The following is a 23,988-nucleotide window of genomic DNA, read 5'->3' as shown; positions in this document are numbered from 1 at the left end:
TTTAGTCCTTTGGTTTTTTAGAACCTTGCAACGGGTTTAACAAAGATTAGGATTTTATTTTTAGTAAATACACTACTTTTATAACGTCTATCATGGATAATTTTAAGCACATACAGCAAAAATTAGAGCGATTTATACGGCGTTATCACACCAATGAATTGGTAAAAGGAGGCATTTTATTTTTCGCCATTGGCCTGCTTTATTTTCTGTTTACTTTGTTGATTGAGCATTTTTTATGGTTGGATACAACAGCCAGAACAGTGCTGTTTTGGCTATTTATTGCTGTAGAATTGGCTTTATTGGTGAAGTTTGTGGCGATTCCTTTGGCGAAATTGTTTAAGCTGAAAAAGGGAATAGATTATGAAAAGTCGGCAAAAATTATCGGCAAGCATTTCCCCGAGGTAGATGATAAATTGTTGAATGTCATTCAACTTAAAAATTGTAGCCAGCAGTCTGAATTGCTATTGGCCAGTATTGACCAAAAGTCGTTGGAATTAACCCCGATTCCTTTTAAATTGGCAGTAAACTTTAAGCAAAACCTGCCTTATTTAAGATATGCGGTCATCCCGATTGTAATTTTGTTATTGGTTTATGCAACTGGCAATTTTAATTGGTTCAGCGATAGCTATAAGCGTGTGGTGCATTACAAAACGGCCTATGAACCACCAGCACCTTTTCAGTTTTTTGTAGTGAATGAAAACCTAAAAGCAATCGAAGGGAAAGACTTTAAATTAATGGTAAAAACGGCGGGGGAGTTGGTGCCTGAAAATGCCCAAATTACCTTTAATGATGAAACCTATTTTTTACAACAAACGGGTGTGGGGGAGTTTGAGTATATTTTTTCGCAACCCCATCAAGACATTGAATTTACGCTGTCTGCAAATGATGTAAATTCTAAACCCTATCAAATTGAGATTATTGAAGTGCCATCACTGCTTAGTTTTGAAATGGTTTTGGATTACCCTAGCCACACAAAAAAGAGGGATGAAACTCAAAAGAGCACTGGTAATGCTATTGTCCCCGAAGGCACAAATATCACATGGCGACTGCAAACAAAATCTACGGATGAGGTGTTTTTATATGCCAAAGACACTGTGGGTTTTGAATCAGACAAGGTTGGTGTTTTTGAAGCTTCAAAACGGGTATTCAATAATTATGATTACACATTAAGCACGAGCAATATAAATCTAAAGGATTATGAAAATTTGTCCTTTTCCGTTGATGTGGTTAAAGACGAATACCCTGAATTGAACGTACAAATGAAGGTGGACAGCCTCGATTTGCAAACCTTGTATTTTTACGGGCAGGTGAGTGATGATTATGGGCTGAGCAAACTACAATTGGTGTATTATCCATCTGATAATGAGGAGGATAAAATGAAAAAGGAGATTTCAATTAGCTCTAGCAATGTGCAGGATTTTATATCTGCCTTTCCTGATAATTTGGAAATTGAATCCGGAATTCCGTATCAGCTTTATTTCCAAGTATTTGATAACGACCGCGTAAACCGTTTCAAAAGTAAAAAGAGCCCTATTTTCAATTATCGTAAACGAACCTTGGATGAGGAAGAAGAAAAGCAACTGGAGCAACAGGGGGAAACCATCAAGGATTTAAACCAGTCTCTCAAAAAATTTAAGGAGCAGGAAAAGCGTTTGGATGAGCTCACAAAGATGGGGCGGGAAAAGAAGAATTTGAATTTTAATGACAAAAAGAAGTTAGCTTCATTTTTTCAACGTCAGAAACAGCAGGACGAAATGATGAAAAACTTCAACAAAAAACTAAAAGAGAATCTTGATGAATTTCAAAAGGAAAATCAGAAGGAAGATGCTTTTAAGGAGGATTTAAAAAAGCGTTTAGAGGAGAATGAAGAGCAATTGAAGAAAGATGAAAAGCTTTTGGATGAATTGAAAAAGCTTCAGGAAAAAATCAGTAATGAAGAGTTGATCAAAAAGCTGGAGGAAGTCGCTAAACAGAATAAAAATAAAAAAAGAAGTTTGGAGCAATTGCTTGAATTGACCAAGCGCTTTTATGTTGAAAAGAAATTGGAGAAGTTGACGGATGACTTAAAACAGTTATCTGAAGAACAAGAGAAGTTATCCAAAGCTTCTGAAGAGGAAAACACAAATGAGAAGCAGGATGAGCTTAATGAAGAATTCAAGAAATTCCAAGAAGCGCTAGAAGAGTTAAAAAAGGACAGCCAAGCTTTAAAAAAGCCGATTGATATTCCACAGGATAAATTGGATGAAAAGGAAGTAAAGGATGCCCAGGAGAATGCTTCGGAAGAATTAAAGCAAAAAGAGGAGCAGGAGCAACAGCAGGAAGGAGAGCAGAATGAATCTCAGCAAAAGCAGAAGGAAAATCTAAAGAATGCTCGAAAGAACCAGAAGAAAGCAGCTCAAAAGATGAAGGAGCTGAGCAGTAAAATGCAAGGGTCGATGCAATCCATGGGAGGGGATCAAATGCAGGAGGACATGGAAATGTTGAGACAGATTTTGGATAATTTGGTGCAGTATTCCTTTGATTCGGAGGCTTTGATGGACCAGTTCAAATCCATTGATGTGAACCATGGCAAGTACGCTACCTATCTTAAAAAGCAAAATAACCTTAGAGAGCATTTTGAGCATATTGACGACAGCCTCTTTGCTCTTTCGCTTCGTCAACCAAAACTGTCGGAGCAAGTGAATAAAGAGATTTCTGAAGTGTATTTTAATATTGAAAAGGCTTTGGAGTTGCTTGCCGAAAATCAATTGTACCAAGGTGTGTCGAAACAACAGTTTGCGATAACGGCAACCAATAATTTGGCGGATTTGTTGAGCAATATTTTGGACAACATGCAAGAAAGTATGAGTATGTCTGCCGGGAAAGGTGGCGACGGGGATATGCAGTTGCCGGACATTATTATGAGCCAGGAGGAATTGAATAAGATGATGGAGCAAGGGATGAAAAAGGGTCAGCAAGGACAAAAGAAACCTGGAGAAGGTGAGCAGGAGGGTGAAGGCCAGAAAGAAGGGGAAAAAGGAGAAAAGGGTAAGAAAGGGAATGAAGGTGATAAGGAAGGCAAGAATGGGCAGAATGGCCGGCACACCGGCGGAGAGGGTGAAGGCGACAATTTTGATATGGAAGGTTTATTGTATGAAATTTACCAAGAACAGCAACAGTTGCGTCAAGCTCTGGATAAACGTTTGGAGAAAGAGGGTAAGGGAGGTATTGGAGATAGGCTGTCAAGGCAAATGGAGGATATTGAATTGGACTTATTGAATAAGGGCTTTACCAATCAAACACTTCAGAAAATGATGAATTTAAAACATCAATTATTAAAGCTCGAAAACGCTACCCACCAACAAGGCGAGGATAACAAACGAGAATCTGAAACTAACAAAAAGGAATTTGAGAACACTTCAGGAATCCAAATTCCAAAGGCAAAACAATATTTTCAAACTACAGAAATTTTAAACCGTCAAGCCTTACCTTTGCAACAAGTTTATAAGAAGAAAGTACAGGAGTATTTTAGACCATCCAATGATTAATTTTAATTACGAAACGGATTTCAAACTTCTAAATGAGGTCGAAGTTGCGAAATGGATTTTGGGCGTGATTGATTCCGAGGGATTCAAGGTTGAAGAGGTCAATTATGTGTTTTGCGAAGATGAGTACTTGCATAAGTTGAATGTAGAATTTCTGAATCACGATACCTTGACGGACATTATCAGCTTCGATTATTCAATAGGAAAAATAATACAAGGAGATATTTTTATTTCTGTTGAAAGAGTAGAGGATAATGCTAAGGATTTCAATACGAAATTTGACTATGAATTGAATCGTGTAATCATTCATGGCATATTACATTATTGCGGCTACAAGGACAAGACCGAGAAAGATGCTAGGCTCATGCGGGAAAAGGAAAACCACTACATCAACAAATTGACTGAGCACTAATTCTGAGAGCATAAATCTTAGGCGTTCCCATTGGACATTGTCATTCACGCGAAAGCGGGAATCTAAAACACAGATTTTTGATTTTTCAAAAAGGTAGTGTTTTCAAGATTTCAACGTATATTTGCACACTTAAAAAAATTGATGTTCCACGTGGAACACTATTGTTGAAGCATTATGTTTAACGAAGTTTATGATGTTATCGTTGTAGGGGCTGGCCATGCTGGAAGTGAGGCCGCTGCCGCGGCCGCCAATATGGGGAGTAGGACCTTATTGGTGACCATGAATCTACAAAACATTGCTCAGATGTCTTGCAATCCTGCCATGGGCGGTATAGCAAAGGGGCAGATCGTTAGGGAGATTGATGCGCTGGGTGGTTATAGTGGTATTGTTTCCGACACATCGGCCATTCAGTTTAAGATGCTGAACAAATCTAAGGGGCCTGCTATGTGGAGCCCGAGGGTGCAGAGTGACAGAATGCGATTTGCGGAGGACTGGAGGTTGCTTTTGGAGCAAACTCCTAATTTGGATTTTTATCAGGAAATGGTGTCTGGTTTGCTAATTGAAAAAGACAGGGTTGTTGGTGTAAAAACGTCGCTAGGCATAGAGATAAAATCCAAAACGGTCGTGTTGACAAATGGTACATTTTTAAATGGACTGATACATATTGGCGATAAGAATTTTGGTGGAGGTAGAGCCGGTGAAAAGGCGGCAACTGGTATAACAGAGCAACTAGTAGATTTAGGTTTTGATTCCGGTAGAATGAAAACCGGAACACCTCCAAGAGTGGATGGGAGGTCTTTGGATTATTCCAAGATGGTTGAGCAGCCAGGGGATGAAAACCCTGAAAAGTTTTCCTATTTGGATATTACAAAACCACTGGAAAATCAGCGCTCTTGCCACATGACTTATACCAGCCCAGAAGTACATGAATTACTTCGTGAAGGGTTTGATAGATCGCCGATGTTTAACGGTAGAATTAAAAGTTTGGGGCCACGCTATTGTCCGTCTATTGAGGACAAAATTAATCGTTTTGCCGATAAGGATAGGCATCAATTGTTTATTGAACCTGAAGGATGGAATACGGTGGAAGTGTACGTAAATGGCTTTTCCACATCTTTGCCAGAGGATGTTCAATTTAAGGCATTGCGGTCTGTAGTCGGTTTTGAAAACGTGAAGTTTTTTAGGCCAGGATATGCTATTGAATATGATTATTTTCCGCCAACTCAATTAAAGCACACTTTGGAGACAAAGCTTGTTGAGGGCTTGTATTTTGCTGGCCAAATTAATGGAACCACAGGTTATGAGGAGGCGGCCTCTCAAGGATTGATGGCAGGGATAAATGCTAGTTTAAAAGTTCTGGAAAAAGAACCTTTTACCTTGAAAAGGGATGAAGCCTATATCGGTGTTTTAGTGGATGATTTGATCACTAAAGGCACTGAAGAACCGTATCGTATGTTTACATCTCGAGCAGAATACAGAACGCTTTTGAGGCAGGATAATGCTGATTTGAGATTGACACCGAAGGGTTATGAACTAGGTCTGGCTTCTGAAAATCGTTTGAAGCGCATGGAAGAAAAGCATGAGGCAGCGGAAAAATTCGTGGAGTTTTTTCAAACGCAAAGTGTAAAGCCTGAGGAGATAAATCCAATTCTAGAAAGTAAAAATTCGGCACCTGTAAAGCAATCCGGAAAACTATTTAAGATATTTGCAAGGCCAAATATTGAGATGGAAGATGTTAAAAAAGTTGAGAGTGTTGAGTCCTATATTAAGGATAATAATTTGGATAGGGAAGTGATTGAGCAGACCGAAATCCAAGTAAAATATTCGGGATATATAGCCAAAGAAAAGAACAATGCCGACAAGTTAAATCGATTGGAGTATGTTAAAATACCAGAGAATTTTGATTACTCCCAAATCAAATCCATGAGTTTTGAGGCACGAGAGAAATTGAAAAAAATACAACCAGCTACAGTCTCTCAGGCCTCAAGAATAAGCGGCGTGTCGCCCAATGATATTTCTGTTTTGTTGGTTTATATGGGAAGATAATTTTGAAAAAACTTGAACGTTCCACGTGGAACATCTCTCTTAGATTTCTGTATTTGTCTTTTTAAATTTGCTTCGGAATCTTTAACGAATGAATAAAAATACAGCCTTTCTTAAACTAAAGGACCACTCCGTTTCAGGAGAGGAATTTGAATTAATTGAAAATTCAGAGTACGGTTTTTTAGAAACACATCCCCAACACTCGGAGGAAAAATTGGCCAAATATTACGAAAGTGAAGATTATATTTCGCATACGGATTCGAAGCGAAACATATTTGAAAAGGCCTATCATTTGGTCCGAAAGCATGCTTTAAAACAAAAGTTAAAATTAGTCAATTCATGTGCATACGAAGAAAGAAAACTTTTGGATATTGGATGTGGTACTGGCGATTTTTTACAGATTGCGCAACAGAATAATTGGAAGGTTTTTGGAATTGAACCAAATGAAAACGCGAGGGCAATTGCCAATGCAAAAACTAATAATTCAGTCTTTGAAATTGATGAACTCTTAAAGTTTGAAGCAAATAGTTTTGATGTGATTACCCTTTGGCACGTACTGGAGCATTTACCAAAATTGAAAGAACATATTTCAACATTCAAAGAGCTTTTAAAACCAAGCGGCAGACTGATAATTGCCGTTCCAAATTATAAAAGCTACGACGCAAAACATTATAAATCATTTTGGGCGGCCTATGATGTACCCAGACACCTTTGGCATTTTAATCAAGAATCTATTGCAAATTTAATGGTGAAGTTTGGCTTCAAAGTAGAAAAAACAAAACCTATGTGGTTTGATGCTTTTTATGTAAGCCTTCTTTCTGAAAAATATAAAACAGGAAAAATGAATCCAATCAAAGGATTTTGGGTGGGGCTACTATCGAATATTAAGGCAATTAGCTCAAAAGAGGCTTCATCCTTGATTTACATCATTAATAATAATTAAAACGGCATAGGGAAATGTTTACCATGGGCTTTTGGTATTCAAAAGGGAAATACCAGCCCAAATTTTAAATCCCTCTTAAAACACTTTATTTAAAGCTATTTTTTATAGAATATTCTTATTGAATTCAGGGTAAGGTATAATTATTCTTTATTATTTAAAATCCACGGCATTAGCCATTTCATATTGATAGACTTTAGTACATTTGTGCGAATTTGAAAAACGACTTCCACAAAAGCTAAATTAAAAGAAACATGAAACATATATTTTATACCGGACTACTGTTATTGGTTTTGGCGTCCTGTCAAAAACCAAATAAAATTGGTTATATTGACAATAGTGTTGTAATCAATGAGTATCAAGAAAAGAAGGATATTGAAGCACGTTTTAAGGGCAAGGAACAATTGTTTACTAAGCGGTTCGATAGCATTGAAGAGGCTTTTCAATTTGAAGTTCAAAAATTTCAAGTAAGGGCTAGCAAAATGTCCCAAAAGAAAGCACAAGAGCGCTATGAGGAATTGGGCAAACTAAAACAGATTAACGACCAACAAAAGCAAAGTGAGGCCCAAGCTTTAACGCTGGCATTTCAAACAGAAATTGATACATTGATTGTAAAGGTAAAGGACTTTGTAAAAGACTATGGAAAGCAAAATGGTTACACATACATTTTAGGTACTAGCGATGCGGCGGCTTCAGTGCTTTACGGGACCGATGATAATGATTTGACCCAGACGATTTTAGAGGCGTTGAATGCGTCTTATAAGGATAAATAAATATTGAAAATTAATTTAAAAACCTGATAAACAATTGTTTATCAGGTTTTTTATGCCTTAAAGCGAAACTGTTAGTCCTGCCAGCTTTCAACAAGCCTTATAAATTCTTTTCTAAACCCATGCGGATCGAACGATGTGGATGCATTGGCTAAATCAAGAACGATTTCTTTAGTTATTGCTCCTTTATATTCCGAGTCTTTCATTATTAAACCAAAACCGGCAACGGCTGTTGCAAATTTCATGTTTTCTGAGATGGTGTTTCCTGTACTTTTAATTTCGTGTGTAATGAGGATACTTTCAGCGGTATTCGGTTTTTTGTAACGAAAATCGAAGGTGGCAAAAATATCTTCATTGGGGCTATTTTTTAAAACCACTTCGTAAAGTGCCGTTATGGTTTGCGATGAGCCAATTTCTCCAGCATCTTTTGTGTCGTCTTCAAAATCATCATTATCCAATGCTCTATTTTCGTAGCCTATCAACCGATAAGAAGCCACTTTATTTTCATTAAAAGTGATCTGAATTTTAGAATCTTTGGCTATGGTATATAGCTTGCCTAATTCATAAGAAAACACTTTTTGAATCTGTTCGGCATTGTCAATATATTCATAGTTGCCATTACCTTTATTTGCAATTTGCTCCATGCCGTAATCGTTCAAATTTCCTCCACCAACACCAAGCACAGTCAAATAAATTCCTGTTTCTCTTTTTGCTTCAATAAGTTCTACTAAATCTTCAGTGGATGAAGGACCAACATTAAAGTCGCCATCCGATCCTAAAATCACTCTATTGTTGCCATTATTAATAAAGTTTTCCTCAGCAATTTTATAAGCCGTAATAATGCCTTCGGCTCCGGCGGTAGAACCACCTGCTCCGAGTTGATCTATGGCCTGTTTAATTTTATCCTTCTCGCTTCCAGGGGTAGATGGCAATAATAAACCCGCACTACCCGCGTAAGTAACTATTGCAATTTTATCATCGTCTTTTAGATTGTCGGTCAAGGTTTTGAAACCGGATTTTAAGATGCCCAATTTGTCTGGAGAACTCATAGACCCCGAAACATCAATCAGGAATACATAATTTGAGTTTGGTAACTGCCCTTCCGGAATGGTTTTACCTTTCATTCCGATACGTATTAAATGATGCGCCGTATTCCATGGACAAAAGGATGTTTCTGAATGTAGACCGACGTTATTATCTCCTTGTGGTTCAGAATAATCAAAAGTAAAGTAGTTAATATATTCTTCGATCCTCACCGAGGCGGTAGGAGGGGTTTGCCCCAGGTTTAGAAATCGTCTCATATTGGCATAGGAGCCTCCATCTGCGTCAACAGAAAATGTAGAAATAGGGGCTTCACTAGTTTCAATAAATGGATTTTCTCCATGGTCCTTATATTTTTCAATTTGAGGCGTTTCAAAGTCTAAGGCTTCATTTTGAAAAGGCGACACGAATTTGGACGTATCGTTTGCCGTACACCCGACTAGTATTAAAAAAAAGGCTAAGACGTAAAAAAGGTAAGATTGATGATTCATGGTACTGATATTTGAAAGTTTATTTATTGCGATTGCAGGTATGTATTATAGATGTGAATTGTGCCAAATGGTTGCGCCTATTTGTAAATAAAGTCACAATGAAATGCTTCTGCTTGAAAATATTTCAAAATACTTTTACAAATAAGCAACCTTTCAAATTTTGGTCTGTCAATAAGAGTACAATCAATCATAAATCATGTGATGCCAAATCACCCGACCTTTCGGTGCATCGCAAAAAAACGAACAGACCAAATGAAAATTATGTTTTTAGGGTTGTGCTTATTTTTAGGCATAGCCTCAACCGCACAAAGCACATTCAGTGTTCGAGGTACGGTAAAAGATGCCAAAAATGGCGAAACCCTTTTAGGAGCAACTGTATTTTTAAAAGGGACCACCAATGGTGCAGTAACTAATGCTTACGGGTTTTATTCTTTAACAGCTCCGGAGGGCAATTATACTCTAATTGTGTCTTACATGGGGTACGAAGAGATATCCAAAACCATCAACCTTAATGAAGACCAGGTTTTGGATTTTGAACTTGTTGAAGCCACAAATCAATTGGACGAAATTGTGGTTACTGCCGAAGAGTCCGAGAGTATCAGCATCAAGAAACCCCAGATGAGCGTTTCAAAATTGAACGCTTCAACCATCAAACAAATACCAGCAGTTTTAGGCGAAGTAGATGTTATAAAATCCATTCAATTATTACCTGGAGTTACTAATTCTGGTGAAGGTACAGGCGGTTTTAATGTAAGAGGTGGAGCAGTTGACCAAAACCTCGTTTTATTGGATGAAGCTATCATTTATAATACCTCGCACTTTTTTGGGTTTTTCTCTGTGTTCAATAATGACGCCATCAAGAATGTAAAACTCTATAAGGGGGATATTCCAGCAAAATTTGGTGGACGAATTTCCTCTGTTTTGGATGTGCATCAAAAAGACGGAAACAGCAAACAATTCGAACTCAATGGTGGCGTTGGCTTAATTTCTAGTAGGCTTACTGCCGAAGCACCTTTATTTGGCAAAAAGGGTTCCTTCCTAATTGCAGGACGCTCCTCTTATGCGCATTTATTGATGAAGGCGATTCCAGAAGTAAAGGACGATAAAATTTCTTTTTATGACTTGAATTTGAAAACGAATTACAGTCTTAACAGAAACAACAGGCTGTTCCTTTCAGGGTATTTTGGGAGGGACGTTTTTGATTTGTCTGGCGTGGTGAGAAACAACTACGGTAATGCCTCTGGAAATTTAAGGTGGAATCATGTTTTTAATGATAAGTTGTTTTCCAATTTGTCCTTGATTTACAGCAAATATGATTATCGAATTGTCCTAGACTTTATAGAACTAGATTGGATTGCCAACATTACAAACTACAACTTAAAATATGATTTTGGGTATTATCTGAATGACAAACTCAAAATAGATTTTGGTGCTAGCACAATACTTCACAATTTAAATCCAGGTGAAGTAAAACCAACTAATGATGATTCAGCTGTTAATTACTTAAAGTTAGAACAGAAGCGCGCTTTAGAAAGTGGTATTTACGCCAGTGCAGAACATCAAATTTCGGATAAACTCACCTTGAATTATGGATTGAGATACAGCAGGTTTAACAGGCTTGGTGGACAAAACATCATGAATTATGTCAATAATATGCCAGTGACATATAATGATGAACTAGGTATTTATGAAGATGGAGAAGAAGTAGGGGAAACGGTTTTCGAAAAAAGTGAAAGCATAGAAACCTTTAATAATTTTGAACCGCGTTTTGGGTTGTCGTATCAGTTGAACAGTTCATCTTCCGTTAAAGCGAGTTATACAAGGTCGGTTCAATACATGCATTTATTGTCTAACACTATGGCGGTAACTCCGGTGGATGTATGGACGCCAAGCGGAAAATATATCAAACCTCAAAAGTCGAATCAGTATGCTGTCGGATATTATAAAAATTTGAAGGATAACATATTTTCTTTGGAGGTTGAAGCCTATTACAAAACGGTGGATAACAGAATTGATTACGTTGATGGGTCAGATTTAATAGGTAATAATACCATTGAAACCGAAATTTTAAATGGTGAAGCCAGAGCTTACGGACTGGAGTTTTTGTTGAGAAAAAACAAAGGACGTTTTACAGGTTGGTTGGCCTACACCTTATCAAAATCTGAGCAAAGAACCCCCGGAGGAATTGCTGGTGGATTAGGCATTAATGATGGCAAATGGTACAACACCCCTTATGACAGAACGCATGACGTTTCCATAACAGGGGCATATAAACTGAACGATAGATGGAAATTCAGCGCAAATGCCGTTTATCAAACAGGTAGACCTGTGACATATCCGGACGCGCAATACATCTATGAAGGTTTATCTATCGCCAGTTTTTCAGATAGAAACGCTAGCAGGTTACCAGCGTATCATAGATTGGATTTGTCTGCCACGTACACCCCAAAAAAGAATGCCAACAAAAAATTAAAAGGCGAATGGGTATTCGGGATTTACAATGCTTACAATCGTAAAAATGCGCAGTCCATTAGTTTTGGTCAAAACGCAGAAACAGGCAGTAATGAAGCTACAAGAATTGCCATTTTTGGCATTATACCATCAATCACCTATAACTTTAAATTTTAGTCCACAATGGACATTAAAACATATACACTATGAAACCTTTAATAAAATCATTTTTAATACTGTTTTTTGTTGGATTAACATCATGCGAGGACGTTATTGATGTAGATGTGCCAACTTCTGCACCACGACTGGTCATTGAAGCGTCTTTAGATTGGGAAAAGGGCACAACAGGTAACAATCAAGTTGTAAAATTGAGTACCTCAACTCCCTATTTTGAAAACTCAACAAATCCAACGGTTACAGGTGCTTCGGTAAAAGTGACCAATAATAACAGTAGTGCGGCATATACTTTTGTAGACCAAAATGATGGCACTTATACCATTTCAAATTTTGTTCCCGTAATAAATGACAGTTATACTTTAGAAGTGGAATACAATGGCGAGATGTATCGCGCCACGGAAACTTTAAAATCGGTGTCGCCAATTAAACGTGTGGAGCAATCTTTGGAAGGCGGGTTTGATGATGAAGTTTTGGATGTCTCCATATTTTGGGATGACCCTGCGGATGAAGAGAATTTCTATTTGATAAAATTTATAGAACAAGGCGATTTGGTGCCGGAGTTTGAGGATTATCCCGATGAGTTTGTAAATGGAAATGAATTGGATACCTTTTTTGAGAAAGATGAAGATGAAAACGATGGTCAAGGCCAGTTTATGCCTGGAGATGTAGTAGAGTTTACGCTCTATGGCATTTCTGAGCAATATGATAATTACATCAGCTTACTGATAGAACAATATGATGCAGATGGCGACCCATTCAGCGCTATTCCTTCTAAGTTAAAAGGAAATTGTATCAACATTACGACACCAGAAAATTATGCCTTTGGATATTTCAGGCTGTCGGAATTTGATAGGGTATCGTACACATTTCAATAATATCGATTTAACACAACAGTTTCCCTCTTAAAAAGGAGGTCCCGATAACTATCGGGATAAGGGAGGTGTTATTCAAAATTAACACCCCTAAAGTCCCCTCGCGAGGACAACACTCAAACTCATAAATATTAATCAAAAAACAAAAAATCATGAAAACACAGTATGCAATCTATTTATTTTTAGCATGTGGAATACTGCTAAACTCTTGCTCCATTGACGGCATTAAGGCGTCCAATAACATCATTACCGAAGAACGAACCTTAGCCAATTTTGACGAAGTTGATGTTTCCGACGACATGGAAGTTATCATCAAACAAGGCGAGGTGCAGTCTGTAAAAGTCACTACAAGCGATAACATTATTTACAACGTTACCACGAGAGTAGATAGCGGTAAACTGGTGGCCCGACTTAAAGGAAATATCAGAAGGTTGAACGTAATGCGTCTGGAAATCACGATGCCTACCATCAACAGATTATCACTTTCAGCGGACAGTTTCGGGCGTCTTTCGGGCTTTGAAAACTTGGATACGTTTAGAGTGAGGGTTTCAAGCGATGCATTTATATCTCTTTCCGGCTCTGCGCTCAGTATGGATATTGATGCGAGCAGTGATGCTAAAATTGAGGGATTTGATTTTCAATCGAAAACCTGTAATGTCAACTGTTCGTCTGATGCCTCAGTGTCTGTAACCTGTACGAATGACTTGACCGGGTCAGTTTCCAGTGATGGGGTGCTATTTTACAAGGGCAATCCAACGGTAAATGTATCTACGAGCAGTGATGGTGCTATAATAAATTCAAATTAAATCATTCAAGACCTGAAAGGTTTCAAAAACCTTGTAGGTCTGTATGAAAGTTTGCTTTTGTACCAACAAGGTTTCCAAAACCTTGCAGGAAAAGTAAAATTTGACTTTGGCAAAAGTACGTGTAGGTTTGTTTTGCGACCATGTGTTGGCGGATTTGCCCGCGTTAGGGATTGCAGAGGAAAGCCCACAGCCCGACGCAGGAGGTGCGAGGACTTGGAACGGAAAGCCCGACCCTCCCGATAGCTATCGGGAGTGGGTAACGCCCAAATACTAAATATTAAATTAATTGTAATTTGGTGCAACCTTTTAAAAACTCCGTTGTCTATAATAATAGCAACTGAATCCAGAATCGATTTTACATCAAAATGTAGTGGCTAACCAAGTACTATTTACACATAAGAATCTTATTGAGAAGAGTAAATTGGGCGACCGTAAAACGCAATACGAGCTGTATTCGCTGTACGTCAATGCTATGTTTAACGTGAGCATGCGGATGGTAAAATCAAAGGAAGACGCAGAGGATATATTGCAGGAAAGTTTTGTGGATGCTTTTAAAAACCTGGATAGCTTTAGATACGAAAGCACCTTTGGCTCTTGGTTAAAGCGTATTGTCATCAATAAAAGCATTAACCATTTAAAGTTAAAACGAATACCACTGGTGGCCTTGGAGGATTACGATTATCGGATTTCAGAAGCCGAGGAAGATGTAAAAGAAGCTGATTTGGATGTGAGCAGTATAATGCTTGCCATAAAACAGTTGCCACAGGGCTATCAGACCATTATCAATTTGTATTTAATTGAAGGATACGACCATGTAGAAATTGGGGAAATTTTGGGAATCACTACATCAACCTCAAAATCCCAATACCACAGAGCGAAAAAGAAATTAATAGCATTAATGAATTAAGGAGAATGGATAATTTGAAGAAATACACTACCGAAAATCAAGGTAAGTTTGACGAATATAATCTGGACGAAGCGGATAGATTACGACTTTGGGGAGACATTGTTTCCGAACTTCCAGAAAAGCCTGTAAAAGTCATTCCGCTTTGGAAAAGGGCTGGTTTTAGGTTTGCAGCCAGTGTTCTGCTTTTGATAGGATGTGCCTTTTTCTTTTTAATATCTGGAAACACAGATGCCGAACAACAGATTGTCAATCAAGAACTCCATGAAATTGATAGTCATTACCAACTTTTGGTTAATAATCAAATTCAATTGATTAAAAATAGCAACTACTTGTCCAAGGAGGATCAGGACGATTTTTTGTCTCTGATTGATGATTTGGATGAAGAGTATGAAATCCTTAAAAACGAACTCAAATTAGGTATCAATAATGAGAAAATTATTGAAGCCATAATTAGTAATTACAGAAAAAAAATCCAACTGATGGAAGACCTATTAAAGCGTTCTTATCCAATTAAAACTGACTTTGAAGATGAAGCAATTACTCTATAGACCCTTTCTTTTTATTGCCTTTGTGCTATGGTCCGCCATTGCAATTGGGCAGGATAAGCTAAGTAAGGAAATCAAAAAGGCATACCCTTTAAATAACCAAGGAGCTCTGTATTTGGAGAACAAATATGGTAATGTTTTTATAAATGGTTGGGACACGGACAGTATTCGGATAGATGTATCCGTTGAGGTAAAGGGAAAAAGTCTGGACAAAGCTAAGGACTTGTTGAAACGTATAAATCCAGACTTTGTCATTACAAACAAACAGATTATTGTTAAAACCCAAATATCCGATAAAAACCCATCCTTTTTCAATAAGTACATCAATAAAATAGGCCCGTTAAACAGCCATAAGGCCAATTCGGATATCAACTATACTATCTATTTGCCCCGTCATGCGGAAGTGGAGGTGTATAACAAGTACGGCGATATCATTATTTCGGATTGGAACGGAAAATTAATTGCGGATGTGGAGCACGGCGATTTAAGAATTACGGATGAGTTAAACGATTCAAAACTCTCCGTGAAATACGGCAAGTTAAGAGCAAATGTTTTAACCCAAACCAGCATTTATGCTAAGGATGCCACTTTGTCTTTTGAAAAGGCTGAAACTTTAAAATTGGACTCCGACGGATCAAACCTAAGCTTGGATGAAGTTGGTCAATTGGATATCAATTCTAATAAGGACGATATTGAAATCAATAGTATTAAAAATGTCTTTGGAAGCATAAAATATTCTCGGGTTTTATTGAGCAATGTCATTTCTAAAGTGAATTTAAATTTAAACCTTGCGGAGTTGCGGGTGATGAAATTTGGCACCACGGCGCCTGTTGTAAACGTGCATCAAAAATCGTCGGAGGTTTATATAAATATCTCTGAAACCAATTTCAATTTTAGTGCTGAGCTGGAGCAGGGTGTATTGCGATTGCCCAAAACTATGAGCGGGATTAATAGTAAGGTTTTGGACGAAAAAAATAAAATTCGGCAAATTAGGGCCGGATACGGAAAAGGCAATCAAGGTATTGTGGATATTACCGGATATAAAGGCATCATCATATTTAAAGAACTTTAAATCAATCAAAAAATGAACAGAATAATTATAATACTATCCGTTTTAATCACTTGGAACAGTATTTATGCCCAAAAAGAGAAATCTGCAGATTATGTCCAATTTGACGACAGGAAAAATGTAGTACATGGCGTGTATTTTGGCTTTAATTTCCATTACGCACGATTTGACGTGCCGGGAAATAAGGATGCCTTTATGGGCAATTTTAAGTTGGCCTATGTGGCCAACCAAAAACTGGATGTGGGGTTTGGGGTGACGGCTTTTTTTAATGAAAGGGACAACAATCGGCCAGATCTTTTTAATGGTGATAAAATTGCCTTGATTGGCGGTTATGCCGGTATCCATTTGGAACCAATTCTCTATGGAAAACGCTTTATAAGTGTTTCGTTTCCCGTGTTAGTAGGAGGTGGAGCAGTAGGCTATTTTGGAAACAGTTTTACTGACGAGTATGACGACTTACGGGATGAGGATTTTGATGAGTTTTTTGTGGTAGAACCGGGGATTAATATCCTTTATAATTTCTCCAGATTTACACAGTTTGAAACGGGTATTCGATACCGATTTACGAGTAATTTCAATTTGTCACCTTACGACCGGGGAAACTTAAATGGCTTCTCTGTTGGTGCTGGACTTAAAATTGGAATTTTCAATATGGGCAGAAAAAAGAAGGTCAAGGATAATTTTTAATCCATCTTCTTGTGCAACAACCGAGTCAATTTAATCGATAAATCCGTAAGTATAATTTTTGAATTGCCGTTGCGCTCAATATGGTAAATAGCGTCTTGTAGTTCGTTGCTAATATCCATAATATTGTTACCGTGAACAAAAGGTGCAAATTTTTCCAATTGAAATTTCTCGGTCTTTGGCTCAAAATAAACCAAATCGGTTGCATTATAGTTCATCAATAAAGCCTGACGGAAAAAATCTAAGCAAAAATTAAGGAACTGTTTCTGCGTTTCCCTGCCGGTTTTTGCTATATCCTCGCTCCAAGAAATTAAATCATGGATAGCAGCCTTATTGCCTTTAGCCTTAAAAGCACTTCTTATCCAAAAGATAAACCAGGTTTCAAATTGGGTGTCTTCAGAATCATGGTACACCAAATCGCAGGCTTTGTTATAATTCCCGTTGGCCTGATGTGCAATTTTTGTGGCAATTGAGGCTTCCAGATTATAATTTTTGATAATAGCATCCTTAATAACCTCTTCAGCCAAAGGGGGAAAGTGCAAGATTTGGCAACGCGACCGAATGGTATTGATAATCTGTTCTTCATCTTCGGTAATCAACAAAAAAACAGTTTTGTTTGGCGGTTCTTCAATCAGTTTCAACAATTTATTGGCACAAGCAATGTTCATTTTTTCGGCCATCCAAATCAACATTACTTTATAGCCGCCTTCATAAGATTTTAGCGTGAGAGATTTTACGATCTCATGTGCTTCGTCCACGCCGATCTGCCCTTGTTTGTTGTCCACACCAAGTAACTTGTACCAATCAAACAAGTTGCCATACGGTTGCTCGTTCAGCAATTGGCGCCATTCTTCAAGATAAAAATTGGAAACGGGTTTACTTTTTACCTTGTCACTTGTAGTAACGGGAAAGGCAAAATGCAAATCAGGATGCGAAAAGTTTTTAAACTTGATATTACAAGCGTCGTTTCCAGAAGTATTTTCACCATTAATGTTCCGGCATAAAATATATTGCGCATAAGCTATGGCCATCGGCAAAGTACCACTGCCTTCTGGCCCAACAAACATTTGCGCATGTGGCACACGGCCATTATCCGCACTCAGCGTTAAATGCGATTTGATGTGCTCTTGCCCTAAAACTTCTGAAAACAGCATTAAGCAAATATAGGTATTGGTTTTAACTTTTTATTGTAACAAATTCAATTAAAATCGTCTTATTTTTATCCTCAAAACCAACCGAAACCTCAAGGCATGAGTCAAAACGCCATTCTTTTTATTCCTGATATTTCCGGCTTTACGGAGTTTGTACATCACACATCCATAAATCATAGTCGGCATATTATTTCGGAGTTATTGGAACTGTTAATCGACAATAATACAATGGGTTTGGAATTGGCTGAAATTGAAGGCGATGCTCTGTTCTTTTATAAAATGTCGGATGGATCTGAGCTGTCATCCCTCGATGACCAAATTGAGAAAATGTATGTAGCGTTTCATACCCATTTAAAGCGGTATGAATATCAGCGTATTTGCCAGTGTGGGGCCTGTTCTTCGGCCTATAATTTGAAACTGAAGTTTGTGGTGCATTATGGCGAAATTGAATTCATCAAAGTAAAAAACTCTAAAAAGCCATACGGAAGTAACGTGATTCAAGTGCATCGTCTGTTAAAAAACGAAGTGCCTGTTGACGAGTACGCACTTTTTACAGAAAGCGTTAAGGAAATTGACAAAACACAAGAAAAAGCCATTACAACAACTTATGATTTTGGAGACATTTCATTTTCGTACAATCCTCTAAAACCCTTAAGGGCAAAGCTTCCAGAGGTTCATCCTATTCCAGATGATGTTCCAAAGCACAAGTTATTTGATGAAACCGAAATCATTAATTTACCTATCAACGACCTGTATGAAGTCATCAGCAATTTTGACTACAGATTGCTTTGGAATAAAGGCATTGATAAGTTGGAGTACGAAAAGAACAAGGTGAACAGAGTAAGCGAAAAGCATAAATGCCTGTTCAATAAGAATGATGATGTTGAGGTAACTACCATTTCAAAAAAAGTTGAGCAAAACCAATTGGTGTATGGTGAAACTACCAGCGATGTGCCCTTCACAAAACGTTTCAATAGTTATTTTGTACTGGAAGAAATGGAAGACGGCAAAACAAAATTGAACATTGAAGCTTTTGTCGATTTCAAGCCCTTTGGGATAATTATGAAACCGCTTCTCAAATCAAAACTTAATGCAAATATTTCGGAAAGCATCAAGGACTTGATGTTGCTGATTGACTCAGGTTTTTCGCCTAATGAAACCGTTGACCCTTAGATTTTTAAAATTCTTTTCTACTTCAAACGTTTTCGTGAAAAAAGTCATTTTTTATCCCTGTTGAATTGCCTACATTTGTGGCTAAATCCATTTAAAACCATAAAAATGAAGACGCTAAACGATTTCAATTTTGAAAATAAAAAAGCCCTAATACGTGTAGATTTTAATGTACCATTAAACGAGAATTTTGAGGTAACAGATGCTACAAGAATAGTTTCAGCAAAACCAACTATCATTAAAATTTTAGAGGATGGTGGCAGTTGTATTTTGATGTCGCATTTAGGGCGTCCAAAAGGATTTCAGGATGAGTTTTCGTTGAAGCATATTGTTTCCAAAGTTGAGGATGTTTTGGGCGTGGGCGTAAAATTTGTTGAAGATTGCATTGGTGAAGATGTGGAAGCGGCGGCCGCCAATTTACAACCTGGAGAGATTTTGTTATTGCAAAACCTTCGCTATTATAAAGAAGAAACCGCTGGCGATGTAGGTTTTGCCGAAAAATTGTCAAAGCTAGGTGATATTTACGTAAACGACGCCTTTGGTACTGCGCATAGAGCCCATGCCTCAACAACAATTGTAGCACAGTTTTTTGAAGGTAAAAAATGCTTCGGAAACTTATTGGCTCAAGAAATTGATAGTATCAAAAAAGTAATGGAAACTGGTGAAAAACCCGTTTTGGCAATTCTCGGTGGCGCAAAGGTGTCTTCAAAAATCACGATTATAGAAAACATTTTAGATAAGGTAGACCACTTGATTATCGGTGGCGGCATGGCATTTACGTTTGTAAAGGCGCAAGGGGGAAGCATCGGAAATTCTATTTGCGAGGATGACAAAATGGATTTAGCTCTAGATATTTTAAAGCAAGCCAAAGCCAAAAACGTACAAGTCCATATTCCTTTGGACACGGTTGCGGCAGATGCATTCAGTAATGATGCCAATACACAAATCGTAAACATCAATGCCATTCCCGATGGTTGGGAAGGTGTGGATGCTGGACCAAAATCCGTGGAACAATTTCATAATGTGGTGATGGCATCAAAAACCATTCTTTGGAATGGCCCATTAGGTGTTTTTGAAATGGAAAAATTCGCCAAAGGCACAATTGAACTTGGAAATTCCATAGCCGAATCTACCGAAAATGGTGCCTTTTCGCTTGTTGGAGGAGGGGATTCCGTAGCCGCCGTAAAACAGTTTGGCTTCCAGGATAAAGTGAGTTATGTGAGCACCGGAGGTGGTGCCATGCTTGAAAGCTTGGAAGGTAAAACCTTGCCGGGAATTGCTGCAATTTTGAGTTAAGCGAATGTATTGCAAAGCACACATAAGCATTTTTTGATGAAGTGCTTTGCTAACCAAACCTAAATAAGATGATTAAACCAATTGTGACTTCGGTGAGCAAAAGTAGCACCCATACTTTTAGTAAATATACTTGTGAAAAAATATACTTACTCAAAGGATTAGGAGTAGATGGCGACGCTCACTCAGGAACTAAGGTTAAACATCGTTCTAGAGTATCAAAAGACCCAAATCAGCCTAATTTAAGACAAGTTCATTTGATTCACTCTGAGCTTTTTGACGAGTTGAAAGAAAAGGGATTTGATATAAAAGAGGGAGAAATCGGCGAAAACATTACGACAAAGGGAATAGAACTACTTAGGCTACCTATAGATTCGGTATTAAGTATTGGGGATGAAGCTAAAATCCTAGTGACTGGATTGAGAAATCCATGTAAACAACTAGATTCACTTAAACAAGGACTGATGAAAGCCGTATTGGATAGAGACGATAAGGGAAACCTGATAAGGAAGGCTGGAATAATGGGGGTAGTTTTAGAAGGAGGTGAGGTAAAAACAGGGGATGAAATAACAGTTAAATTACCCGAAGAACCACATATTAAATTGGAAAGAGTGTAACGGAGAGAGGCGCTTCCATCAAGGTCTAAATAGTAAAACAAAAGAATCGCAGCCTAAAAACTATCAAGGGCTACTTTTTGTATTTCAGCCAAAAAACACGATTTTAGCCATATTATCGTTCGCTAAAAGGAGAATAGATACTATGGCTTTTCGTTTTTTTTTACTCAATATACTTTTATACTGCGGTATTTGTCATGCCCAGACACAAGATTCTGTTAGCGTTCAATCAGAAATACCAAAGGATACATTGGTCGATGCCAAGGTTGAGGTTGTAAAGCCCATTGAAGCCATTGCTGAAACCGATAGCCTTTCCATAAAGAATTTATCTGATGACTCTTTTTCTGCCGAAATTGACAAAAAATGGCAGGAGGAATTGTATAGTAACTCTCTGTTTGATACCATTTACAAGTCCGTGACTGAAATGACGTTTGAAGAGGTTGAATATCCTGAATTGCCAACAGACACACTAAAAAAGCGACTTGAAGAATTGGATGCCAGAACGCCTTTCAACGTGGCCTATAATCCGTCTTTGGAAAACGTTATCAAATCCTATTTAAAACACAGGCGAAAGCATCTTCAAAAGTTGATGACGTTGAGTGCATTTTATTTCCCATTGTTTGAACAGGAATTGGATAATCATAATATTCCTTTGGAAATAAAGTATTTGGCCATTGTTGAATCTGCATTAAAACCCAGGGCAAAGTCCAGAGTGGGTGCTACCGGCCTCTGGCAATTTATGTTCAGTACGGGCAAGATTTACGGCTTGGACGTTAGCAGTTATGTGGACGAGCGTAGCGACCCCATCAAATCTACCAAAGCGGCTGCAAAATATTTGGCAAAGCTCTATGAGATTTTTGGCGATTGGGATTTGGCTTTGGCGGCCTATAATTCCGGACCAGGTAACGTCACCAAAGCTATTAGGCGTTCTGGTGGTTATCAAAATTATTGGAACATTCGCCATAATTTACCTCGCGAAACAGCTGGTTATTTGCCTGCATTTTTGGCCAATATGTACATTTTTGAGTATGCCGAGGAGCACGGTTTTAAACGCTACAAACCGGAAAAAACCTATTTTGAAACAGATACCATTTTGGTAAAACAGATGATTACTTTAGACCAAGTATCCGAGGTTACAGGGACCCCAATTGAGCAGTTGCAGTTTTTAAACCCTTCCTATAAACTGGACATTATTCCCGTGATAAAGGGAGAGAATTACAGCTTGCGATTGCCAACCGATGTGCTGGGCACTTTTGTCAATAATGAAGATAAAATTTATGCTTTCGCAAAAGAAGAATTGGATAAACGCGAGAAACCTTTGCCACAGTTTTTTAATGCCAATGACAGAATTCGATATCGGGTAAGGTCGGGAGATTATTTGGGTAAAATTTCAAGAATGTATGGGGTTCGCGTTAGTGATATTAAACGCTGGAACGGCCTGCGTAGCAATAATCTTAGTATCGGTCAACGGTTAACAATTTATCCGAGAAAGCCCTATGTTGCAGTGGCTAAAAGTACAAGTACAAAACCCAAACCAAAGCCCCTAACGGGAGATGTTATCATCTACACAGTAAAAAGTGGGGATTCACTTTGGAGCATCTCACAAAAATTTTCCGGAGTTTCTGTACAAAATATTAAAGATTGGAACGGTATTAGTGGTAGTTCATTAAAACCGGGAATGAAACTCAAAATTTCCAAGGGGTAAATTCAAGAAAACAGACAAAAAAATGAAAAAACTTTTAAGTGTTTTAGTGTTGGCGCTAGCGCTGTTGTCATGTAAGGACAGCAAAACTTCAGATAAAATCCTTTTTGATTCAGAAGGAAAACTTAATGATGTTTCAGTGGTGATTGGCAATGACAATTGGAAAGGAAGCGTTGGCGAGGCTATTCGTGACGTTTTGGCTACGCCTATTTATGGATTGCCACAGGATGAACCTACCTTTATTATCAATCAGATTCCACCACAGGTATTTTCAGATTTTATCACTCGTACAAGAACTGTTTTAAAGATAGAATTGGGCAAACCTGCGGGAATAGCATTTGCAGATAACGTTTACGCTAAACCCCAAAAGGTGATTGTAGTATCGGGGAACAAGCAGGAAGTCATTGGACTTTTAAAGGAGAACGCCTCTAAGATCATTGAGACCTTTAAAGGGATTGAATTGAAATACAAGCAAAAGCTGACGCGAAAATCACTTTACAATACCAAGGTAATTAAGGATAAATTGGGTGTCAATATTGAGTTCCAAACTGCCTACCGTATCGCAAAGGACGATGATACCTTTTTCTGGATTAGAAAGGATGTACGTACTGGGACCTTAAATCTGATGCTTTATGAGTTGCCTTACCATGCCATACAGCGAAACGATAGCATCATCAACCAGATTGTAAAAATCAGGGATTCCATAGGGAAGGCACATATCGAGGGACCTACCGAGGGCAGTTATATGATTACAGAGTACGCTTATACGCCCTTTCAAAGTGAGATAATATTGGATGGCAAGCCCACATTGGAAACCAAAGGGCTATGGGAAGTAAAAAACGCCTTTATGAGTGGCCCGTATATCAATTACGCTATTGAGGATAAGGCCAACACCCGTTGGCTGATAGCAGAAGGTTTTGCCTTTGCACCCTCCGTTGAAAAGCGCAATTATATTTTTGAGTTGGAGTCTATTATTAAGACGATAAGGATTGATTAAGGGTTTCGCCCATGGATTATGACAGGAAATAAGGCATTGAATTTTAGGTAACTTAAGAAATTTAGCTTCTATTAATAAATTTTATCGAGGCAATTTACAAATTCAACTCCGTTTTCCGTTTCAGCTTTATAAGTCATCTTTAGCTTTTTCTCTAATAATTTGAGAATTGATTTTGCGTAATAAGAAATCATATAAAACAGCGGATTATGCTTTCATGGTCAATTGATAATTGGTATACCACCGCTGTCTGTTTCGTAAGTTGTAAGGTATTTACAATTACCCATTTTAACTGCATGCATTCTATCTCCACCTGCAGTTAATTTTATTAA

Annotated in this window: 20 protein-coding genes; 18 read left to right on the top strand and 2 right to left on the bottom strand. The window is 38.0% G+C overall.

Annotated elements, in window-relative coordinates; genetic code table 11:
* Positions 1-92: 92 nt before the first annotated feature.
* The 5 genes from H7U19_RS15915 to H7U19_RS15895 all read left to right on the top strand — a co-directional run bounded on the left by H7U19_RS15915 (position 93) and on the right by H7U19_RS15895 (position 7,692).
* On the top strand, positions 93-3,527 hold the full coding sequence (locus tag H7U19_RS15915; protein ID WP_186563866.1) for a hypothetical protein: 3,435 nt from the start codon (positions 93-95) through the stop codon (positions 3,525-3,527).
* A complete protein-coding gene (gene ybeY / locus H7U19_RS15910) occupies positions 3,520-3,936 on the top strand; it encodes an rRNA maturation RNase YbeY (protein WP_186563865.1) in 417 nt (138 codons plus the stop codon). Before H7U19_RS15915 ends, ybeY begins: the two co-directional genes overlap by 8 nt.
* Positions 3,937-4,110: 174 nt before the next feature.
* The gene (gene mnmG, locus H7U19_RS15905) at positions 4,111-5,982 is read left to right on the top strand and encodes a tRNA uridine-5-carboxymethylaminomethyl(34) synthesis enzyme MnmG (protein WP_186563864.1); all 1,872 of its coding nucleotides are present in this window, start codon (positions 4,111-4,113) and stop codon (positions 5,980-5,982) included.
* An 88-nt stretch (positions 5,983-6,070) separates the two neighbouring features.
* Positions 6,071-6,922, top strand: coding sequence for a class I SAM-dependent methyltransferase (locus H7U19_RS15900; RefSeq protein ID WP_186563863.1), 852 nt, complete (start codon positions 6,071-6,073; stop codon positions 6,920-6,922).
* Between the two features lie 251 nt (positions 6,923-7,173).
* Entirely contained in the window at positions 7,174-7,692 is a 519-nt protein-coding gene (locus H7U19_RS15895; protein WP_186563862.1) for an OmpH/Skp family outer membrane protein, read from the top strand.
* A 71-nt stretch (positions 7,693-7,763) separates the two neighbouring features.
* Here the strand turns inward: H7U19_RS15895 and H7U19_RS15890 are convergent, their stop codons facing one another.
* Positions 7,764-9,221 (bottom strand): vWA domain-containing protein, encoded by a 1,458-nt coding sequence (locus H7U19_RS15890; RefSeq protein ID WP_186563861.1) that lies wholly within the window; start codon positions 9,219-9,221, stop codon positions 7,764-7,766.
* 252 nt (positions 9,222-9,473) lie between these two features.
* Here H7U19_RS15890 and H7U19_RS15885 point away from each other — a divergent pair, with 252 nt between their 5' ends.
* The 8 genes from H7U19_RS15885 to H7U19_RS15850 all read left to right on the top strand — a co-directional run bounded on the left by H7U19_RS15885 (position 9,474) and on the right by H7U19_RS15850 (position 16,735).
* Positions 9,474-11,849: a TonB-dependent receptor gene (locus H7U19_RS15885; protein WP_186563860.1), complete on the top strand. Its 2,376-nt coding sequence runs from the start codon at positions 9,474-9,476 to the stop codon at positions 11,847-11,849.
* A gap of 29 nt (positions 11,850-11,878) precedes the next feature.
* Entirely contained in the window at positions 11,879-12,724 is an 846-nt protein-coding gene (locus H7U19_RS15880) for a DUF4249 domain-containing protein (RefSeq protein ID WP_186563859.1), read from the top strand.
* Positions 12,725-12,873: 149 nt separating this feature from the next.
* Positions 12,874-13,527: a head GIN domain-containing protein gene (locus tag H7U19_RS15875; protein ID WP_186563858.1), complete on the top strand. Its 654-nt coding sequence runs from the start codon at positions 12,874-12,876 to the stop codon at positions 13,525-13,527.
* 106 nt (positions 13,528-13,633) lie between these two features.
* Positions 13,634-13,801, top strand: coding sequence for a hypothetical protein (locus tag H7U19_RS15870; RefSeq protein WP_186563857.1), 168 nt, complete (start codon positions 13,634-13,636; stop codon positions 13,799-13,801).
* Positions 13,802-13,897: 96 nt separating this feature from the next.
* Positions 13,898-14,434, top strand: a complete 537-nt coding sequence (locus tag H7U19_RS15865) for a sigma-70 family RNA polymerase sigma factor (protein WP_186563856.1) — start codon at positions 13,898-13,900, stop codon at positions 14,432-14,434.
* Between the two features lie 5 nt (positions 14,435-14,439).
* Positions 14,440-14,982, top strand: a complete 543-nt coding sequence (locus H7U19_RS15860) for a hypothetical protein (RefSeq protein WP_186563855.1) — start codon at positions 14,440-14,442, stop codon at positions 14,980-14,982.
* Positions 14,963-16,051: a hypothetical protein gene (locus H7U19_RS15855; protein WP_186563854.1), complete on the top strand. Its 1,089-nt coding sequence runs from the start codon at positions 14,963-14,965 to the stop codon at positions 16,049-16,051. The genes H7U19_RS15860 and H7U19_RS15855 overlap by 20 nt, the downstream gene beginning before the upstream one ends.
* A 12-nt stretch (positions 16,052-16,063) precedes the next feature.
* Positions 16,064-16,735 (top strand): hypothetical protein, encoded by a 672-nt coding sequence (locus tag H7U19_RS15850; protein WP_186563853.1) that lies wholly within the window; start codon positions 16,064-16,066, stop codon positions 16,733-16,735.
* Here the strand turns inward: H7U19_RS15850 and H7U19_RS15845 are convergent.
* On the bottom strand, positions 16,732-17,886 hold the full coding sequence (locus H7U19_RS15845; protein ID WP_186563852.1) for a DNA polymerase III subunit: 1,155 nt from the start codon (positions 17,884-17,886) through the stop codon (positions 16,732-16,734). The genes H7U19_RS15850 and H7U19_RS15845 overlap by 4 nt on opposite strands.
* Before the next feature lie 96 nt (positions 17,887-17,982).
* Between H7U19_RS15845 and H7U19_RS15840 the strand changes: the two genes are divergently transcribed.
* From H7U19_RS15840 to H7U19_RS15820, 5 genes are all read left to right on the top strand, one after another.
* The gene (locus H7U19_RS15840) at positions 17,983-19,056 is read left to right on the top strand and encodes a DUF2652 domain-containing protein (RefSeq protein WP_186563851.1); all 1,074 of its coding nucleotides are present in this window, start codon (positions 17,983-17,985) and stop codon (positions 19,054-19,056) included.
* A gap of 105 nt (positions 19,057-19,161) precedes the next feature.
* The gene (locus H7U19_RS15835) at positions 19,162-20,349 is read left to right on the top strand and encodes a phosphoglycerate kinase (protein WP_186563850.1); all 1,188 of its coding nucleotides are present in this window, start codon (positions 19,162-19,164) and stop codon (positions 20,347-20,349) included.
* Positions 20,350-20,417: 68 nt separating this feature from the next.
* On the top strand, positions 20,418-20,963 hold the full coding sequence (locus tag H7U19_RS15830; RefSeq protein WP_186563849.1) for an MOSC domain-containing protein: 546 nt from the start codon (positions 20,418-20,420) through the stop codon (positions 20,961-20,963).
* A gap of 142 nt (positions 20,964-21,105) precedes the next feature.
* Positions 21,106-22,665, top strand: a complete 1,560-nt coding sequence (locus H7U19_RS15825) for a LysM peptidoglycan-binding domain-containing protein (RefSeq protein ID WP_186563848.1) — start codon at positions 21,106-21,108, stop codon at positions 22,663-22,665.
* A 22-nt stretch (positions 22,666-22,687) separates the two neighbouring features.
* Complete coding sequence (locus H7U19_RS15820; RefSeq protein ID WP_186563847.1) at positions 22,688-23,659, top strand: DUF4837 family protein; 972 nt, start codon at positions 22,688-22,690, stop codon at positions 23,657-23,659.
* Positions 23,660-23,988 lie beyond the last annotated feature (329 nt).

It is taken from the genome of Hyunsoonleella aquatilis (assembly GCF_014270105.1).
Lineage (GTDB): Bacteria > Bacteroidota > Bacteroidia > Flavobacteriales > Flavobacteriaceae > Jejuia > Jejuia aquatilis.
This window is presented reverse-complemented; position numbering and strand designations above follow the sequence as displayed.

Excerpts from the sequence above, each read along its gene's own strand:
- H7U19_RS15915 (WP_186563866.1), top strand. The coding sequence starts at position 93 with ATGGATAATTTTAAGCACATACAGCAAAAATTAGAGCGATTTATACGG.
- ybeY (WP_186563865.1), top strand. The coding sequence starts at position 3,520 with ATGATTAATTTTAATTACGAAACGGATTTCAAACTTCTAAATGAGGTC.
- mnmG (WP_186563864.1), top strand. The coding sequence starts at position 4,111 with ATGTTTAACGAAGTTTATGATGTTATCGTTGTAGGGGCTGGCCATGCT.
- H7U19_RS15900 (WP_186563863.1), top strand. The coding sequence starts at position 6,071 with ATGAATAAAAATACAGCCTTTCTTAAACTAAAGGACCACTCCGTTTCA.
- H7U19_RS15895 (WP_186563862.1), top strand. The coding sequence starts at position 7,174 with ATGAAACATATATTTTATACCGGACTACTGTTATTGGTTTTGGCGTCC.
- H7U19_RS15890 (WP_186563861.1), bottom strand. The coding sequence starts at position 9,221 with ATGAATCATCAATCTTACCTTTTTTACGTCTTAGCCTTTTTTTTAATA.
- H7U19_RS15885 (WP_186563860.1), top strand. The coding sequence starts at position 9,474 with ATGAAAATTATGTTTTTAGGGTTGTGCTTATTTTTAGGCATAGCCTCA.
- H7U19_RS15880 (WP_186563859.1), top strand. The coding sequence starts at position 11,879 with ATGAAACCTTTAATAAAATCATTTTTAATACTGTTTTTTGTTGGATTA.
- H7U19_RS15875 (WP_186563858.1), top strand. The coding sequence starts at position 12,874 with ATGAAAACACAGTATGCAATCTATTTATTTTTAGCATGTGGAATACTG.
- H7U19_RS15860 (WP_186563855.1), top strand. The coding sequence starts at position 14,440 with ATGGATAATTTGAAGAAATACACTACCGAAAATCAAGGTAAGTTTGAC.
- H7U19_RS15855 (WP_186563854.1), top strand. The coding sequence starts at position 14,963 with ATGAAGCAATTACTCTATAGACCCTTTCTTTTTATTGCCTTTGTGCTA.
- H7U19_RS15850 (WP_186563853.1), top strand. The coding sequence starts at position 16,064 with ATGAACAGAATAATTATAATACTATCCGTTTTAATCACTTGGAACAGT.
- H7U19_RS15845 (WP_186563852.1), bottom strand. The coding sequence starts at position 17,886 with ATGCTGTTTTCAGAAGTTTTAGGGCAAGAGCACATCAAATCGCATTTA.
- H7U19_RS15840 (WP_186563851.1), top strand. The coding sequence starts at position 17,983 with ATGAGTCAAAACGCCATTCTTTTTATTCCTGATATTTCCGGCTTTACG.
- H7U19_RS15835 (WP_186563850.1), top strand. The coding sequence starts at position 19,162 with ATGAAGACGCTAAACGATTTCAATTTTGAAAATAAAAAAGCCCTAATA.
- H7U19_RS15830 (WP_186563849.1), top strand. The coding sequence starts at position 20,418 with ATGATTAAACCAATTGTGACTTCGGTGAGCAAAAGTAGCACCCATACT.
- H7U19_RS15825 (WP_186563848.1), top strand. The coding sequence starts at position 21,106 with ATGGCTTTTCGTTTTTTTTTACTCAATATACTTTTATACTGCGGTATT.
- H7U19_RS15820 (WP_186563847.1), top strand. The coding sequence starts at position 22,688 with ATGAAAAAACTTTTAAGTGTTTTAGTGTTGGCGCTAGCGCTGTTGTCA.